Here is a 15,482-nt window from a genome sequence, read left to right as displayed (position 1 = left end):
GAAAAACCGTGTCATAACTGGCCACTCGGCGTTAGACGATGCCCTTTTCCGCGGCGGTGACGAGCTTGCGTGACAACGTCCCGAGCACCACGCGCAGGACAAGCCAGTAGGCCAATCCGACCACGCGCCAACGGGTCTCGTAGTTACCCCGCCACGTCACCCGCGTCCCGTCGGCGACCTCGGTGAACGTCACCTCGGCCTGATAGTCGCGGATCGGACCGTCGGTGAGCATGGTGTAGCCGTGCCGGTGGTCCGGTTCGTGGATCGTGGTCATCTCGCGGGTCGGCTTCTTCCGGGTGCCCACGGCCCGGATCGCCCCGACCCCACCGTCGCCGGCCGGGCCGCGGGATTCCCAGGCCGAGTAGGGAATCAGGGGCGAGGCCCAAGCGGACCAGCGAGATCCGTCGGACACGATGGCGAACAGGGTCCGCGGCGGTGCCGTGGTGTGCCGGCGGACAACACATTCATAGCGGCGGTTCATGGCTCGCGACTTTAACAGAACAATGTTCTATTATGTGGAAATGCCGGAATCCGCTCCACCTTTCACCCGCGCACGCAGCGAGGCGCAGCGCCAGGACCGGTTGTCGGGGCTGGTGACAGCGACGCGGGAGTGCCTGGCGCAGACGCGCGCGGCGACGTTGACGCTGGGCGACGTGGCCGCCGCTGCGGGCCTGGCGAAGTCGGGCATCCTGCGGTACGTCGGCTCCCGCGAGGCACTGCTGCTGCGGGTGATGTACGACGAGCACGTGGGTTGGATCGATGCGCTCACGGTCGAACTCCGCACCGCCACTCCGGCAGCCGCACTGGCCCACACGCTGGCCGCTCGACCGGTCCTGTGCGATCTCATCGCGGCCTCGCCCGTGCTCATCAGCCGCCTCGCCCCGGACGATTTCCGCGTCCTGGCGGCCCAGGCGCAGGATGCCCAACAGCGGCTCGGCGCCGCGCTACAGCCGTCGCTGCCGTTGTCCCATGATCAGCTCCGCTCGCTGACGGCAGCCGTCCACGCGTTCACCGGCACGGCCTGGGCATGGAGCACACCGGATTCAGCGGTGGGCACCTCGATGGTGACCGACTTCGAGTCGACCGTGAGCCGGCTGCTCGCGATCTTCATCGCGGGCCTGCGGCTCTAAGTCAGGAAAGTCCTGCAGCGCGGCCTCAGTGTGGCGGGCCCAGGTACGGGAACACGTCGAGGGTGTCGGTGTGCGGGCTCAGGCCCGACGGCGGACAGTCACCCTTGGTCAGCGACGCCAGCCGGTAGTCGATCACGTCGTCGGCGAACACCCGGCCATTCGGGTACTTGGCCGGCTTCGACGGGTTGAACGTCAACATGTCGGGCAGGATCCCCTCTTCGTCGATGGCAGCGATCGCCTCGTCGTGCGAGTAGCCACCGGTGTGCCCCAGCAGATGGATGAACTGGCCCATCCAGCGCTCCCGGTCATGGATCGGCACGCCGGCGTTGTACTCCAGCTTGGTGTCGTCGGTGTTGAAGAAACTGCTCACCGACGGATGCCCGGCCCGGTCCACGTGCAACAGCTCGCCGTCGCGGTGCAGGCTGCACCGGCCCCAGATCCGGATGTCGGGGTCGGCGCCCAGCTGCACAGTCGGCAGCTCCATGACCATCGAGCACACATTGGCCTGGGTGTTGGAATCCACGCCGGTCCAAGGATATTGACCGCTGAGATGGAGCGCGGTGAAGTTCCGGCCTCCGGAGGTGTCGAACAGGTTCTTGACACCGTCGAAGTCGAAGAAGAAAGCGTCACTGCGGGCACCGGCGAAGAATGTGTAGGCGTTGGTCTGGGCGATCACCGACTCCCGCCCGAACGACACCTCGACGCCGGTGAAGATCCGTTCTCCGACTGCCTCGGGCGATTCCGCGTCCTCGTCGGCGGCCAGATACACGTCCACGGTCTGGCGGCCGTCGACCGGCTCGGAGAACACGTAGCTGAACGCGATGTCGTCGCGCAGGTCACCGTCGTTGTCGATGGCCAGCCGGTAGATGGCATCCGGATGCAGAGCGTCCGCGTTGGGATTGGCGTTGAGGATCAGCACGGTCCGCGTGGGATCGGCCGGTGACTGGAAGGCATATAGATCGCATAGATCGAGACGCTGGTCGCCCAGCGGTGGCCCGAGACTCAGCCCGGTGAAGTGGTTCGACATGTACCCATCAAAGCGCGCACACGGTCGGGTCGCACCGGAAACGGGCTACACCCGCGCCCAGACCACGCGACTGCCCAACCCGATGTCCTGCAACGATCTTCGCCGCGCATCGACGGCTCGCACAGCCAACCAGAGCGGCCTGTGGATAACTTGTGGATGGTTTTCGACGAGCCCGATGTCATCGCTAATCACAGGGCATGTTTTTGAATTACACGCTTGTGAGTAGGAATGTGCATTGCCGGCCCACCGCAAACCCACCGCCACTCACCGCGCGAGAGAAGCCAGGGCCACCGCGGCCGCGTTGGCGCCGCACATGCCGTGCGCCCCGGGCCCCGGCGGGGTGGCCGCCGAGCACAGGTACATGCCGGGAACACCAATTCGGTAGGGCTGCAGCGTAGTCCGCGGGCCGAACACCAACTGCCGGATGTCCTTGGCCCCCGTACAGATGTCACCGCCGACGTAGTTGGCGTTGTAGACCGACATCTCCGTCGTCGACCGCACCGCCATCCCGACGATCCGGTCGCGGAACCCGGGGGCGAACCGCTCGAACTGGCCGATGATCGCCTCTGTTGCGTCACCCGTATAGCCGTGTGGCACATGGGCATACGAATACACCGGATTGATGCCGCCGACCGAGCGGCCCGGATCGGCCACATACTGCTGCCCGACGAGCACAAACGGCCGCTGCGGCATCCGGCCGGCGTGGATCTCCCGCTCGGTCGCCGCGATCTCGGCGAAGTCACCGCCCAGGTGCACCGTCCCCGCGCCGCCGACCTCCGGATTCGTCCAAGGCACCGGACCCTCGACCGCGAAGTCGACCTTGAATGCTCCAGGACCGTACCGGAATCCACCCAAGCCACGGGCCACCCGCCTGGGCAGGCGGTCCCCCATGATGTCGACCACCGCTGTCGGTGCGAGATCGAACATCGTCACGTCGGCGGACGGCAGCTGCGCACCGGACGTGACGCGGATACCCGTTTCCACCTTGACGTCCAACTCCGCGAGCACCGCGGCCAGAGCATCGGTGATGGCCTGCGAACCGCCCTGTGCCACCGCCCAACCGTGCCGGTGCCCGGCGGTGATGATGCCAAGGCCGATGGCCGAGGTCAGCGGAAAGTGTAAGGGCCGGAAGGTGTGTGCGGCGACACCGCCGAACAATGCCCGCGCGCGTTCGGTACGGAACAGCCGGGCGAACGCCGCCGCGGGCAGCACCGTTGGCGCGCCGAAACGAGCCAGCGCAAGCGGATGCTTCGGCACCCGTAGCAGCGGCCCCATGATGTCCTGCGAGAGCATGTCGAAATTCGATGACGGCCCGCCGAAAGCCCGCCGCCACCGACCGCCATCCCCGCCGAGCGCCGCCGCGGTGGTATCCACGCTGCGGTACAGCAGGCCGGCATCACCACTGTCGAGCGGATGCGCACAATCGATCTCTGGCCATTTCCACTGCAGCCCGTGACGCTCCAACCCAAGACCGTTCAGGAAGGCCGAGCCGACCGCCATCGGATGGATCGCTGCGCAGTGGTCGCGGACGAGGCCCTCGGGGAAACCCTCCGCGAGGCCCTCGCTCGACGAGCGCACCCCGCCGCCGATCTCGTCGGCGGCCTCCAGCACGGTGACGTCCACCCCAGCCGAAGCCAGCGTGATCGCGGCCGCGAGCCCGTTGGGCCCCGCACCGACCACAACTGCCGTGCTCATGCCGGAATCCCGGCCCGCCGCCACATCACATTCAACGGGATCGGCCCGTTCGGCAGCCAGGGCTGCTCGTCGACCAGGTCGGACACATTCCAGGTGCCCCGCTCGATCACCCCGAGGGCCGCGTCAATCACCTTGTACTCCTGGGTCTTGCGATGGATCGGCTGCGATTCCACCCATGCCACCACGAACTCGCCCGGTTCGAACTGTGCCTCGGACTGGATCGCGGCGATGAGATCTTCATTGTGCAGGTGTCCGTCACCGAAATTGAAACCGATGATCGTGTTGCACGACATCTCCCCCTCGCGCACGGTGCGGCTGTCGATGTCCGGGAGGGATTTCAACAGAACCGAATACAGTCCGCGGCCCTGGCTGTGCAGTGCGCGCCACGCGGTGACCTGCTGGGTGAACACCTCGGCCACCACCGGGTCCCAACCGAAGTTGATGTACTGATCCACCGTGTTCGGCGCGGACCGGGTGACCCGGTTCAGCTTCTGCTCGGCGCCCGGGGTGAAGGTCCACACCGCCGAAGCCCAGTTGCCCGCGTACTGACGCATGGCCGGCAGGAACGACACCAGGTCCGGCCGGAAGTTACCCAGCACCGGGAAGAAGCACAGCCCGATCAGCAGCACCACAGTCAGCCAAGGCGAGGACATGTCCGCGATGGCGTAGCCGTCCCAGTTCGGGAAGCCGAGAAACAGGAAGACGGTGATGTAGGCGAACAGCACGTTCCATTCCACCGGAACCGCCAGCGGGAACGTCGAGATGATGAACAGGTGGAAGCACACCATCACCGCGGCCGCGCCGAACGTGAGCCAGGGCCACGGTGACAGCAGCAGCGCCAGCGGTGCGACGATCTCCACGAAGCTGCCCGGCCCGTGCGCCATGAAGGTCGCCAGGTGCGAGGGACGAAGATCGTGCGGGAAGTTGCGGTAGTGCGCGCGCTTGAGCCACTTGAACGGAAGCGTCGGGCTGTTACTCACCATCGGCGGGATGACGTTGGTGAAGTGCAGACCGAACTTGGAGATACCGGCCCAGATCCACACCGTGCCGATCAAGAGCTTGCCCGCGATGATCATGTCGACGAACGGCAATGTCGTGAAGAACAGCAGCGCGGGCAGGTACTGCTCGCCGCGGGCAGCCAGGAAGATCGTCTTGTCCCGCAAGCCGATCACGACCAGCAGCACCATCGGCATGATCAGCAGCGCCGGGTTCACCAGGCCCGAGGTGTTCTGTGGCAACACCGCGCTCAGCGAATCGCTGTGCACACCGGGTGCCACCAGCGCCACCACCACGGCGGCGATCAGCGCCAGGTACACGAACACGTCGAACCGGGTGCGACGGTCACCGTCGGTGAACGGCACCGCCTTCCACGGCCGCAGCCGAATCGTGTTGACCTTGGCCCAGAATCGGTAACCGCCCGTCATCGGCTTCGTCTTGCCGGCAAGTGGGCCCCACGATCCGGCCAGCCCGAGGAGCTCCAGCAGGATGGTCCACAGGATCAGCTTCTGATACACGATCGGCTGATTCCACCAATCGGCCACATGCCAGAAGGCGGGCAGATGAGACGTCGCAGTCGCGATGACAACCCCGCCGAGCGCATAGAAGAGCGTCAGCTTGACGATGTAGAGCACATGGATCATGCGGGGGGCACCGAGGCCGTGGTCCACCCACTTGAGGCTCATGATCCGGAGGCGCTCCTGCAGCGGCAGGCGCAGAAACTCCTGAAGGTCGACCTCAGGCAGGGTTGGCTTGACGAATCCCATGACGAGCTCCTTTTTCGGGCCGGGCTAGGACCGCGCAACCGCGGTGGTCAGTGTCTTACGCAGCGTGGGCTTGTCGATCTTGCCGACGGGATTCACCGGCAGGCCGGGCAGAATTGTGATGTCCACGGGCAGTTTGTATTTCGACAGCGATCCGGTGAGATGTTCGCGGATCCGGTCCTCGCCGAGCTCGGCGCCCGGGTTCAGTGACACGAACAGGACCGGCTCCTCGCCGTAGACCGGATTCGCGCGCCCGACGACGGCGGCCTCGGCGATCTCGGGCAGCTGGTGGACAACCGTCTCGATCTCCTTGGGGTAGATGTTCTCCCCGCCGCGGATGATCATGTCCTTGGCCCGGTCCACGAGCACCAGGTATCCGTCCTCGTCGAACCGGCCCACATCGCCGGTGTGCAGCCAGCCGTCGACCAGGGTCTCGGCGGTCTCCTCCGGGCGGTTGAGATAGCCGCGCATGACGTTGGGGCCTTTGATGACGACTTCGCCGACCTCTCCTTGCGGGAGCGTCGCACCGGAGCCGTCGACGATGCGAATCTCCTGACCCGGCAACGGGATGCCGACGGTTCCCGGCTTGCGCTTGCCATGCAGCGGATTGCCCGTGCTGGCGCAGGATCCCTCGGACAGTCCGTAACCCTCGATGAGTCCGATGCCGTAGCGACGCTCGAACCGATCGAGAAGTTCGACGCTGGCCGGCGCGGCGCCACACACCGCGAACCGCACCGAGCTGGCATCGGGCTGCACCTCGGCGGGCAGTCCGGCGAGCATCGTGTAGATGGTGGGTACTGCGGAAAAGTATGTGGCGCGGGTAGTTTCGATGCGCTCGAAGAACGTGGCCGGGTTGAACCGGCCGGCGATCGTGGTCCGGCCGCCGGCGATCAGCGGGGACAGGGTGCTGACCACGATGGCGTTGACGTGGAACAGCGGCAGAATCAGCAGGCTGTGGTCCGCCTCGGTGAGCTCGAACCCCTGGATGACCATGTCGCACATGGCATTGACATTGGCGTGGTCGAGCATGACGCCCTTGGGCCTGCCGGTGGTGCCGCTGGTGTAGATCAGCAGGGCCAGCGCGTCGTCCGAGATCTCGACGGGTGCGACCGGCTCCGCCGATCCGGCGGCCAGATCATCGAGCGTCAGGACCGGCACCTGAGCCGCCGTATCGTCGTCTACGACGAGCACCTTGGACCTGGCATCGGCGACCTGGTAGGCCATCTCGGCCGCCACCAGGGTCGGGCTGATCGGGGTGACCGCGGCACCCAGGCGCCAGGCCGCGAAGAGCACCACGACGAATTCGGCGCGGTTGGGCAGCTTGAGTGCGACGACATCGCCGGGCCCCACACCCGCGGAACGCAGCGCGGCCGCGGCCCGCGTCACGGCGTCGAGGAATGCGGCGTTGTCCAGGTCGAGGGCGTCGTCGGCGACGGCCGAAGCATGCGGGGCCCGGGCGGCGCGGTGATCTGGCAGGGTCGTGAGGAACATGTCACGACGGTAGATAGCCGGTGATGTGCCTCACATCATCTCGCGGCGATGAAGTCGACCCGGCGGTTTGTCGCCTGGAGACAAATTTGCGATCTAGGGTCAACACATGGACACCGATGTCGCGGCCGCATCCGCCGTGGTGATGGATCGGTTGATGGCACGTCAAGTAGCGGTGAGCCATTCCGTACAACAGGCCCTGGCCAGCGACATTACGGAGTTGCGTGGCGATCCCGAGTTGGTGCAACTACTGGGATCCAGTGTCGCGGGCAATGTCGAGACCATCTTCCATGCGCTTCGCCACGACATATCGCTGGGCAACATCGAACCGCCGACCGCCGCCCTGGAGTACGCCCGGCGCGTGGCCCAGCGCGGTGTGCCGATGGAGGCGCTGGTGCGCGCATATCGGTTGGGGCACGCCCTGGTGATCGACGCCGCGGCCGAGGAGGTCAACGCCGCCGGACTTCAGGCCCGGATCGGGTTGGCGGTGTTCGAGCGGATCACCTCGGTGTCGTTCCGCTACATCGACTGGATCAGCCAGCAGGTGGTGGTGGTCTACGAAGCCGAACGCGACCGGTGGCTGGCCAACCGGAACAGCGCCAGGGCGCTGCGGGTGCGTGAGCTGCTCGCGACGCCACTGTCGGTCTCGGTGTCCGACCCCGATACCCTCACCGCCACGCTGCGGTACCCGATGCAGCGGACACATCTTGCCGTCGCGATGTGGTGGCCGGCCGACTCCGAACTGGACGACGGGCTCGGCCGGCTGGAGTCAGCACTCCGGGACTCGGCAGAAGCTGTTGGGGCACAAAGTAGTCCGTTGTTCATCGCCGCTGATCGCAACACCGGCTGGGGGTGGATACCGCTGTCGGCCTCTGCAGCGACGACCGCGGTCGAGGTTGTCCGCTCTCACATGGGCGCACGGCACACCGGCCCTGCAGCTGCGCTCGGCACACCGTTGTACGGCGTCGACGGCTTCCGCAGATCACACCACCAGGCGCTGCGAGCACGCCGCGTCGCGCTCGCCGCCGGCACCGGCGGGGTCACCGCCGCCGGTGACCCAGGACTTGCCGCTGCGGCGCTAATCGGTGAAAACCTGGACGATGCAAAGGAATTCGTTTCCCAGACATTAGGCGCCCTGGCATCGGACACCGCCAACGACGCCCGGCTGCGGGAAACCCTGCGGGTGTACCTGCACGGCGGCGCCAGCTACAAATCGGCGGGCGAGAAACTCAACCTGCATTTCAACTCGGTCAAGTACCGCGTCGGCCGTGCCGAGGAGCGCCGCGGCAGGCCCGTCGACGACGATCGGCTCGACGTCGAACTGGCCCTGCTGCTGTGTGAGCGGTACGGCACCGCGGTGCTGTCCGGTCCCTGACCCTCGCTGACGATCAGATCGGGGTCAGACCGTGCTTACGCTGGACCTTGGGCATGTTCTGCTTGTCCCGCAGCAGGTGCAGGGACTTACGCAGGAGCAGCCGGGTCTCGTGCGGCTGGATCACGCCGTCGATGTAACCGCGCTCGGCCGCGATCCACGGCGTGGCCAGGTTGAGGTTGTAGCCCTCGATGAAGTCGGCGCGGATCTTCTGCACCTCAGGCGCGGTCGGATCCGGGAACCGCTTCACCAACAGCTGCGCCGCACCCTCGGCACCGATCACCGCGATACGCGCGGTCGGCCAGGCGAAGTTCAGGTCGGCCGACAGCTGCTTGGAACCCATCACCGCATACCCGCCGCCGTAGGCCTTGCGGACGATGATGGTCACCTTCGGCACATCGGCCTCGACGATCGCGTTGAAGAACCGGCCGCCGCGCTTGATGATCCCCTTCTCCTCCTCGGCGAAGCCCGGCATGGCGCCGGGGGTGTCCACGACGAAAACCAAAGGCAGGTTGAAGGAGTCGCAGAACCGGATGAAGCTGGCGGCCTTGTCGGAGGCATCGGTGTCCACCACGCCGGACAGGTGCATGGGCTGATTGGCGATCACACCGACCGGGCGACCGTCCACCCGGGCGAACGCGGTGATCATGGCCGGGCCACGCTGCTCAGCGATCTCGAAGATGTCACCGTCGTCGAAGATCCGCAGCAGGATCTCGTGCATGTCGTAGGACGTGTTGTCGGCATCCGGGACGATCGCGTCCAACTCCAGATCGTGCGGGGTGATCTCGGGTTCCAGACCCGGATTCACGATCGGCGCGTCGTCGAAATGGTTGGCGGGCAGGAACGAAAGGTAGTCGCGGACGTACTGGAACGCCGCCGCCTCGTCCTCGACAACCTTGTGGATGTTGCCGCGCTGGGCCTGTACGTCGGCGCCGCCGAGTTCGTCGAACGTCACGTCCTCGCCGGTGACGTCCTTGATCACGTCCGGTCCGGTGATGAACATGTAGCCCTGATCGCGCACCGCCACCAGCAGATCGGTCTGGATCGGCGAGTACACCGCGCCGCCGGCGCATTTACCCAGGATGATCGAGATCTCCGGCACCAGGCCGCGCAGCATTTCGTGTCTGCGGCCCAGCTCGGCGTACCAGGCCAGCGAGGTCACCGCGTCCTGGATGCGGGCGCCGGCCGAGTCGTTGATACCGATGATCGGGCAGCCGACCATGGCCACCCACTCCATCAGCTTGGCCACCTTGCGGCCGAACATCTCACCGACCGAACCCTGGAACACCGTCTGGTCGTGGCTGAACACACCGACCGGGCGGCCGTTGATGGTCCCGTGGCCGGTGACGACGCCGTCGCCGTAGAGCGCGTTGGGGTCACCCGGAGTGCGCGCCAACGCACCGATCTCGAGGAAGCTGCCCGGATCGACCAGGGCGTGAATCCTGGCCCGTGCGGACGGAATTCCCTTCTTGTCCCGGCGGGCCTTGGCCTTCTCGTCGCCCGGATCGGCAGCCTGTTGCAGCTTCTCGCGGAGCTCGGCAAGCAGTTCAGCCGTGGTCTTGTTGGTCACTTGCTCTCGCTCTCCGCTTCGATACGGTTGATCGCCTCGCTCATGTGAGCACCGACTTTGGCAATGTACGGCTCGTCGATGGCCTGGATGTGCTCGCCCCCGATGGGCACCACCTCGAGATCCTTGACGTACTCCCCCCAGCCGCCGTCGGGCTTGCGGGTCGCGTACGCGGGCTCGAAGACGATGGCGTCATCGTGGTAGCGGTCGGCCAGGTACAGCGTGACGTGGCCGTCGTAGGACTGGACCTCGATGGTGGCCAGGGCACGCTGATCCAGATACGACGTGCGCTGATGCTCGATGATCCCGCCCGGGATCTGCACACCGCTGTCCTTGATCGCGTCCAGAACGAACTTCACCTGGCCCTCGTCGTCGAGCTGCTCCAGCTCCTCGTACGGGATCGCCGGGATCTCGACATTGAACGTGCGCTGGGCGAACAGGGCGTAGCGATCCCAACGGGCCCGCATCCCCTCCTTGCTCTGGTCGATCGGCTCGCCCGGAAGCGCGAGGTCGATCAGCCCGACGAACCGGACATCGGCACCTGCCTGCTTCAGGCCGATCGCGCACGCGTAGGCCAGCGCCCCGCCCAGCGACCAGCCGGCCAGGATGAACGGCCCCTTGTGCATCTCCAGCAGCTTGGGCACGTACTCGGCGGCACGCTCCTCGATCGCGCCCTCGACGCGCTCGATGCCGTACACCGGGGTGTCGGCCGGAAGCCGCTTCATCAACGGCTCGTAGACGACGGTCGATCCGCCGGCCGGGTGGAACACGAACAGCGGCACGTGCGAGGTGCCCTCTTTGCCCGGTCGCAGAGTGCGGACGAATCCGTCGACAACACCTTCTTCGAGCTGATCACGCACGATCGTCGACAGCTCTTCGATGGTCTTCGCCGAGCGCACCTGCTCGACCGTCACTGTGCCCTCGGCACGCTCGGAGAGCCGCTCGGACAGCTTCGTCGCGGTCTCGACATCGACGAAGGGCAGCTCGTTGAAGATGCCGACCGGCGACTTGCCGGTGACGATCGCCCACGTGGCGAAGGTGACGCGCTCAGCTGCGTCACGCGGGGGCACGTCGGCGCCCAGCGCCTCGGTGACCGCTTCCTGGGTGAGCACCTTGGCCGCGGCCGCGGCCGCGGTGGCCTTGCTCGGTCCGGACGGATTCGACGGCGGAGCCGGGATCGACGGGCCCGACGGATCGCTCGGCGGGGCCGGAATGTCCAGTGCGGGTGCGGCTTCGGCAGCTTCAGCGCTGTCGTCGGAGTCCGTCTCCGCCAACGGGTGTCCGGCCTCGGCCAGCTTGGCCTCGAGCTCGGCGACCGTGGAGGCGCCGCCCAGGAGTTCGGACTGCTCGGCGGCGATCTCGTCGGCCGTCTTGCCCTTCTGGGATTCGGCGATCTGATCGACCTCGTCGCGGTGCTCGATCGCGTACTTGATGAGCTCCTCGACGTTGTACAGGTTGGCGTCGCGCACCGCGGTCAGCTGGATCGGCGGCAGGTCGAAGTCGTACTCGACCCGGTTCTTGATTCGCACCGCCATCAGGGAATCCAGGCCCAGCTCGATCAGCGGCACCTCCCACGGCAGGTCCTCGGGCTCGTAGCCCATGGCACCGCCGACGATGGTGCCGAGTCGCTGTGCGATGGTCTCGCCCGAATCCGGTGACCACTTGGCAAAGCCCGCACCGAGATTGGCGCCCTTGGTCAGGTTGTCGGACAGAATCGCCGCATCGTCCTCGACCTCGGGCTCAGCCACCGCTTCTGGGGTAGCCGAAACCTGCTCGGCGACAACACCGGCGCCCACGGCGGTCGGCAGCGCTGCCGCGGCGCCGCCACGGGTCACGATCGCGTCGTAGACCAACGTGAACGATTCGTCGATGCGCGCGTGCACCTGCACCGAGGCGCCGCCCGGGTGCCGGGTCAGCGTGGTGACCAGGCGGGAGCCCTCGGCGGGCACCGCGCGCTGCTCGGAAGCGGTCAGCTTGGCGTCCGGAAGCACCTGCGCGGCAGCCGCTTTCACCAGTGCGGCGAGGTCGGCGGCGCCCTTCGACACGAACTCCCAGACGTGCTTGCCGTCGGGTGTCGCGACGTGGTTGCCGGGCATCACTGCCGAGCTGTCCGCGGTGAACTGCGCGTCCAGCCAGTGCTGCTTGCGCTTGAACCGGGTGGGCGGGATGTTGGCGAAGTCCAGGGCACCGGCCAAACCGGTGGACTTGCGCGGGAACAGGGTCCGGAAGTCCAGCTCATGGCCGTGCACGAACAGGTGGGCCATGGCGGTGACCATCGACTCGACCTCGTCCTGCTTACGGGCCAGGGTCGCCACCAACTGCGCGTCGTGCAAGCCGGCCGATGCGGTGGTCAGCCCAACCTGCATGAGGGCCACCGGGTTCGGCGCCAGCTCAAGGAACGTGGTGTGACCGTTGTCCACCGCGTTGCGGATGCCGTGGGTGAAGTAGACGCTGTGCCGCAGGCCCTTCTTCCAGTAGTCCACGTCGTGGATCGGCTCGGCGCCGGCCCGGATGAACTTGCCCTCGTGCACGGTCGAGAAGTAGCCCGTGGTCAGCGGATGCGGTTCGATGCCTTGGATTTCGGCGGAAAGCTCACCGAGCAGCGGGTCCATCTGCTGGGTGTGGCTGGCGCCCTTGGTCTGGAGCTTGCGGGCGAACTTGCCCTCCGATTCGGCCCGGGCGATGATCGCGTCGATCTGCTCCGGCGGGCCGCCGATGACGGTCTGGGTCGGGGCGGCGTAGACACACACCTCCAGGCCCGGGTAATCGGCGAAGACGGTCTTGATCTCGTCAGCCGAGTACTCGACCAGCGCCATCAGCCGGATGTACTCGCCGAACAGCATCGCCTCGCCCTCACCCATCAGGTGCGCGCGCGAGCAGATGGTCCGGGTGGCGTCGGCCAGTGACAGGCCGCCCGCGAAGTACGCGGCGGCCGCTTCACCGAGCGACTGTCCCACCACCGCACCGGGTTTCGCTCCGTGAGCCTTGAGGAACTCACCGAGCGCGATCTGGAGGGCGAAGATCACCGTCTGGACCACTTCGATGGGGTATTCGCAGGTCTCATTGGTGTAGTCGATCGCGTCATCGAGAATCAGCTCGACGATCGAGTACCCGCGCTCATCCTGGATGTGAGCGTCGACCTTGTTGATCCACTCGGCGAAGACCGGCTCCCGCAGGTACAGGCTCTTGCCCATCTTGCGGTGCTGCGCACCGAAACCGGCGAGCACCCACACCGGCCCGTTGGTCACCGGGCCGTCGGCCGAGATCACAGTCGGATGCTGCTTGCCCTCGGCGATCGCCCGCAGGCCCTTGATCGCCTCGTCGTGGTCATGGGCCAGCACCACGGCGCGGGAACGGCCGTGGCTGCGGCGTGACAGCGAGCGTCCGATGGACTCGAGCGACGACGCGCGGCCTTCTTCGCTGTCGATCCAGTCCGCCAGCTCAGCCGCGGCGACCTTCTTGCGTGAGCTCAGGAACGCCGAAACAGCAAGCGGGACAACCTTCTTGGTGGGCTCGGCAGCTTCCGCCGCCGCCAGCTCCGCACGGGCCGCATCCAGCAGGCGCAGCGCCTCGTCGGTCAGGCCGGGCAGCTCATGGGCTACCTCGTCGTAGGCCGGGTATTCGTCGACCTCGGGCTCATCGTGGATGAACTCGCCGTACTCGTCCATCCGCACGCCACCGACGTGCACGGCGTTGGCGTCATCAGCAGCCGACTTGTCCTCGACCGCTTCGGGTTCCGGCTGCGGCTCGACCAGATCCGACGGCAGCACCTCGCGCAGCACCAGGTGGGCGTTGGCGCCACCGAAGCCGAAGCCCGAGACACCGGTGATGGCATGCCCGCTGTAGCGCGGCCACTCCGAGACGGTGTCGTTGACCTTGAGGTGTTCCTTGTCGAAGTCGATGTACGGGTTGGGGCCCGCGTAGTTGATCGACGGGGGCAGCTTGTCGTGCTGCAGCGAGAGGGTCATCTTCGCCAGGCTGGCCGCGCCGGCAGCCGACTCCAGGTGCCCCACATTGGATTTCACGGCACCCAGCAGGGCGGGCTTGTCGGCGTCGCGACCGCGGCCGACCACCCGGCCCAGTGCGTCGGCCTCGATCGGGTCACCCAGGATGGTGCCGGTGCCGTGCGCCTCGATGTAGTCGACGTCGCGCGGGTTGATCCCAGCGTCCTTGTAGGCCTTGCGCAGCACGTCTTCCTGCGCGTCGGGGTTCGGCGCGAGCATGCCGTTGGACCGGCCGTCATGGTTGACCGCGCTGCCGGCGATCACGGCGAGGATGGTGTCTCCGTCGCGGCGGGCATCGGAAACCCGCTTGAACACCAGCATGCCGCCGCCCTCGGAGCGGGCATATCCGTTGGCGTCGGAGGAGAACGACTTGATCCGGCCGTCCGGGGCCAGCACTCCGCCGACCTCGTCGAAACCGATCGTGACGATCGGGGTGATCATGGCGTTGACGCCGCCGACGATGGCCACGTCGGCCTCGCCGGAGCGCAGCGCCTGCACACCCTGGTGCGCGGCGACCAGCGAGCTGGAGCAGGCGGTGTCGACCGACACCGACGGTCCGCGGAAATCGTAGAAGTAGGACACCCGGTTGGCGATGATCGAGGTCGCGGTACCGGTGATCGCGTAGGGGTGCGCGGCAGTGGGGTCCATCAGGGCGAGGAACTGGTAGTCGTTGTTGGAACTACCCACGTACACAGCCACATTGGTACCGCGCAGGCTCGACGCCGGGATGCGGGCATGCTCGAGGGCCTGCCAGGTCAGTTCGAGCGCCATCCGCTGCTGCGGATCGATGTTGTCGGCCTCCATCTTCGACAGCGCGAAGAACTCGGAGTCGAAACCCTTGATATCCGAGAGATAGCCGCCGCGAATGCTGGCCTTGCTGACGCGCTCGGCGATCCGCGGCTCGGCGAGGAATTCCTCCCAGCGGCCCTCGGGCAGGTCCGTGATGGCGTCCTTGCCGGCGAGCAGCGCCTCCCACATCTCGTCGGGGGAGTTCATGTCCCCCGGGAAACGGGTTGCGACGCCGACAATCGCGATGTCCTCGACATCGGCGGCACGCGTCCAGTCCGCATCATCGGTGTTCTCGGGCTCGGGCTCACCCTCGATGATCACGGTGGCCAGCGACTCGATGGTCGGGTGCCGGAAGAGCACCGTGGCCGTCAGCGTGACGCCGGTGAGGTCCTCGATGTCGCTGGCCATGGCCACCGCGTCGCGCGAGGACAGGCCCAGCTCGATCAGCGGCGTGGTCTCGTCGATCACGTCAGGCGACTGACTCGTGGCGGTGGCCACCGCCTTGCGCAGCCACTCACGCATCTCCGCGACGGTCAGGTCGGGGCGCGACGCCGGTGCCCCGGCGGGCTCGGTGCCCTCTGGAAGATTCGAATTGCTTTGTGTTTCATCCATATTCAGGTCACCTTGCATCAGAACGGGCTGGTCGGCCA

General features: G+C 66.7%; 9 protein-coding genes. 2 read left to right on the top strand and 7 right to left on the bottom strand.

Features of this window, described 5'->3' with window-relative positions:
• Nucleotides 1–31 precede the first annotated feature (31 nt).
• Nucleotides 32–481, bottom strand: coding sequence for an SRPBCC family protein (locus ACZYZ7_RS15690; protein WP_463741283.1), 450 nt, complete (start codon nt 479–481; stop codon nt 32–34).
• A 40-nt stretch (nt 482–521) separates the two neighbouring features.
• Here ACZYZ7_RS15690 and ACZYZ7_RS15685 point away from each other — a divergent pair, with 40 nt between their 5' ends.
• Nucleotides 522–1,130, top strand: a complete 609-nt coding sequence (locus ACZYZ7_RS15685) for a TetR/AcrR family transcriptional regulator (RefSeq protein WP_463741282.1) — start codon at nt 522–524, stop codon at nt 1,128–1,130.
• A 25-nt stretch (nt 1,131–1,155) separates the two neighbouring features.
• Here ACZYZ7_RS15685 and ACZYZ7_RS15680 read toward each other — a convergent pair whose 3' ends face one another.
• The 4 genes from ACZYZ7_RS15680 to ACZYZ7_RS15665 all read right to left on the bottom strand — a co-directional run bounded on the left by ACZYZ7_RS15680 (nt 1,156) and on the right by ACZYZ7_RS15665 (nt 7,103).
• Nucleotides 1,156–2,157, bottom strand: a complete 1,002-nt coding sequence (locus ACZYZ7_RS15680) for a DUF4331 family protein (protein ID WP_463741281.1) — start codon at nt 2,155–2,157, stop codon at nt 1,156–1,158.
• A 264-nt stretch (nt 2,158–2,421) separates the two neighbouring features.
• The gene (locus tag ACZYZ7_RS15675) at nt 2,422–3,852 is read right to left on the bottom strand and encodes a phytoene desaturase family protein (RefSeq protein WP_463741280.1); all 1,431 of its coding nucleotides are present in this window, start codon (nt 3,850–3,852) and stop codon (nt 2,422–2,424) included.
• Nucleotides 3,849–5,615 carry a DUF3556 domain-containing protein gene (locus tag ACZYZ7_RS15670; protein WP_463741279.1) on the bottom strand — a complete coding sequence of 589 codons (1,767 nt, stop codon included), beginning with the start codon at nt 5,613–5,615 and terminating at the stop codon, nt 3,849–3,851. The genes ACZYZ7_RS15675 and ACZYZ7_RS15670 overlap by 4 nt, the downstream gene beginning before the upstream one ends.
• Before the next feature lie 24 nt (nt 5,616–5,639).
• The gene (locus ACZYZ7_RS15665; protein ID WP_463741278.1) at nt 5,640–7,103 is read right to left on the bottom strand and encodes a class I adenylate-forming enzyme family protein; all 1,464 of its coding nucleotides are present in this window, start codon (nt 7,101–7,103) and stop codon (nt 5,640–5,642) included.
• A gap of 106 nt (nt 7,104–7,209) precedes the next feature.
• Between ACZYZ7_RS15665 and ACZYZ7_RS15660 the strand changes: the two genes are divergently transcribed.
• Nucleotides 7,210–8,475, top strand: a complete 1,266-nt coding sequence (locus tag ACZYZ7_RS15660) for a PucR family transcriptional regulator (protein WP_463741277.1) — start codon at nt 7,210–7,212, stop codon at nt 8,473–8,475.
• Between the two features lie 13 nt (nt 8,476–8,488).
• Here the strand turns inward: ACZYZ7_RS15660 and ACZYZ7_RS15655 are convergent, their stop codons facing one another.
• Nucleotides 8,489–10,042, bottom strand: coding sequence for an acyl-CoA carboxylase subunit beta (locus tag ACZYZ7_RS15655; RefSeq protein WP_135459427.1), 1,554 nt, complete (start codon nt 10,040–10,042; stop codon nt 8,489–8,491).
• Nucleotides 10,039–15,444 (bottom strand): polyketide synthase Pks13, encoded by a 5,406-nt coding sequence (pks13, locus tag ACZYZ7_RS15650; RefSeq protein ID WP_463741276.1) that lies wholly within the window; start codon nt 15,442–15,444, stop codon nt 10,039–10,041. Before pks13 ends, ACZYZ7_RS15655 begins: the two co-directional genes overlap by 4 nt.
• Nucleotides 15,445–15,482: the final 38 nt, after the last annotated feature.

Source organism: Mycobacterium sp. IDUB_17, assembly GCF_055419465.1.
Note: the sequence above shows the minus strand (reverse complement) of the source record. Positions and strands in the feature narration are given on the sequence as shown.

What these genes read in the sequence shown, in the direction of transcription:
- ACZYZ7_RS15665 (WP_463741278.1), bottom strand. Translation starts at nt 7,103, where the DNA reads ATGTTCCTCACGACCCTGCCAGATCACCGCGCCGCCCGGGCCCCGCAT.
- ACZYZ7_RS15690 (WP_463741283.1), bottom strand. Translation starts at nt 481, where the DNA reads ATGAACCGCCGCTATGAATGTGTTGTCCGCCGGCACACCACGGCACCG.
- ACZYZ7_RS15680 (WP_463741281.1), bottom strand. Translation starts at nt 2,157, where the DNA reads ATGTCGAACCACTTCACCGGGCTGAGTCTCGGGCCACCGCTGGGCGAC.
- ACZYZ7_RS15685 (WP_463741282.1), top strand. Translation starts at nt 522, where the DNA reads ATGCCGGAATCCGCTCCACCTTTCACCCGCGCACGCAGCGAGGCGCAG.
- ACZYZ7_RS15660 (WP_463741277.1), top strand. Translation starts at nt 7,210, where the DNA reads ATGGACACCGATGTCGCGGCCGCATCCGCCGTGGTGATGGATCGGTTG.
- pks13 (WP_463741276.1), bottom strand. Translation starts at nt 15,444, where the DNA reads ATGGATGAAACACAAAGCAATTCGAATCTTCCAGAGGGCACCGAGCCC.
- ACZYZ7_RS15670 (WP_463741279.1), bottom strand. Translation starts at nt 5,615, where the DNA reads ATGGGATTCGTCAAGCCAACCCTGCCTGAGGTCGACCTTCAGGAGTTT.
- ACZYZ7_RS15675 (WP_463741280.1), bottom strand. Translation starts at nt 3,852, where the DNA reads ATGAGCACGGCAGTTGTGGTCGGTGCGGGGCCCAACGGGCTCGCGGCC.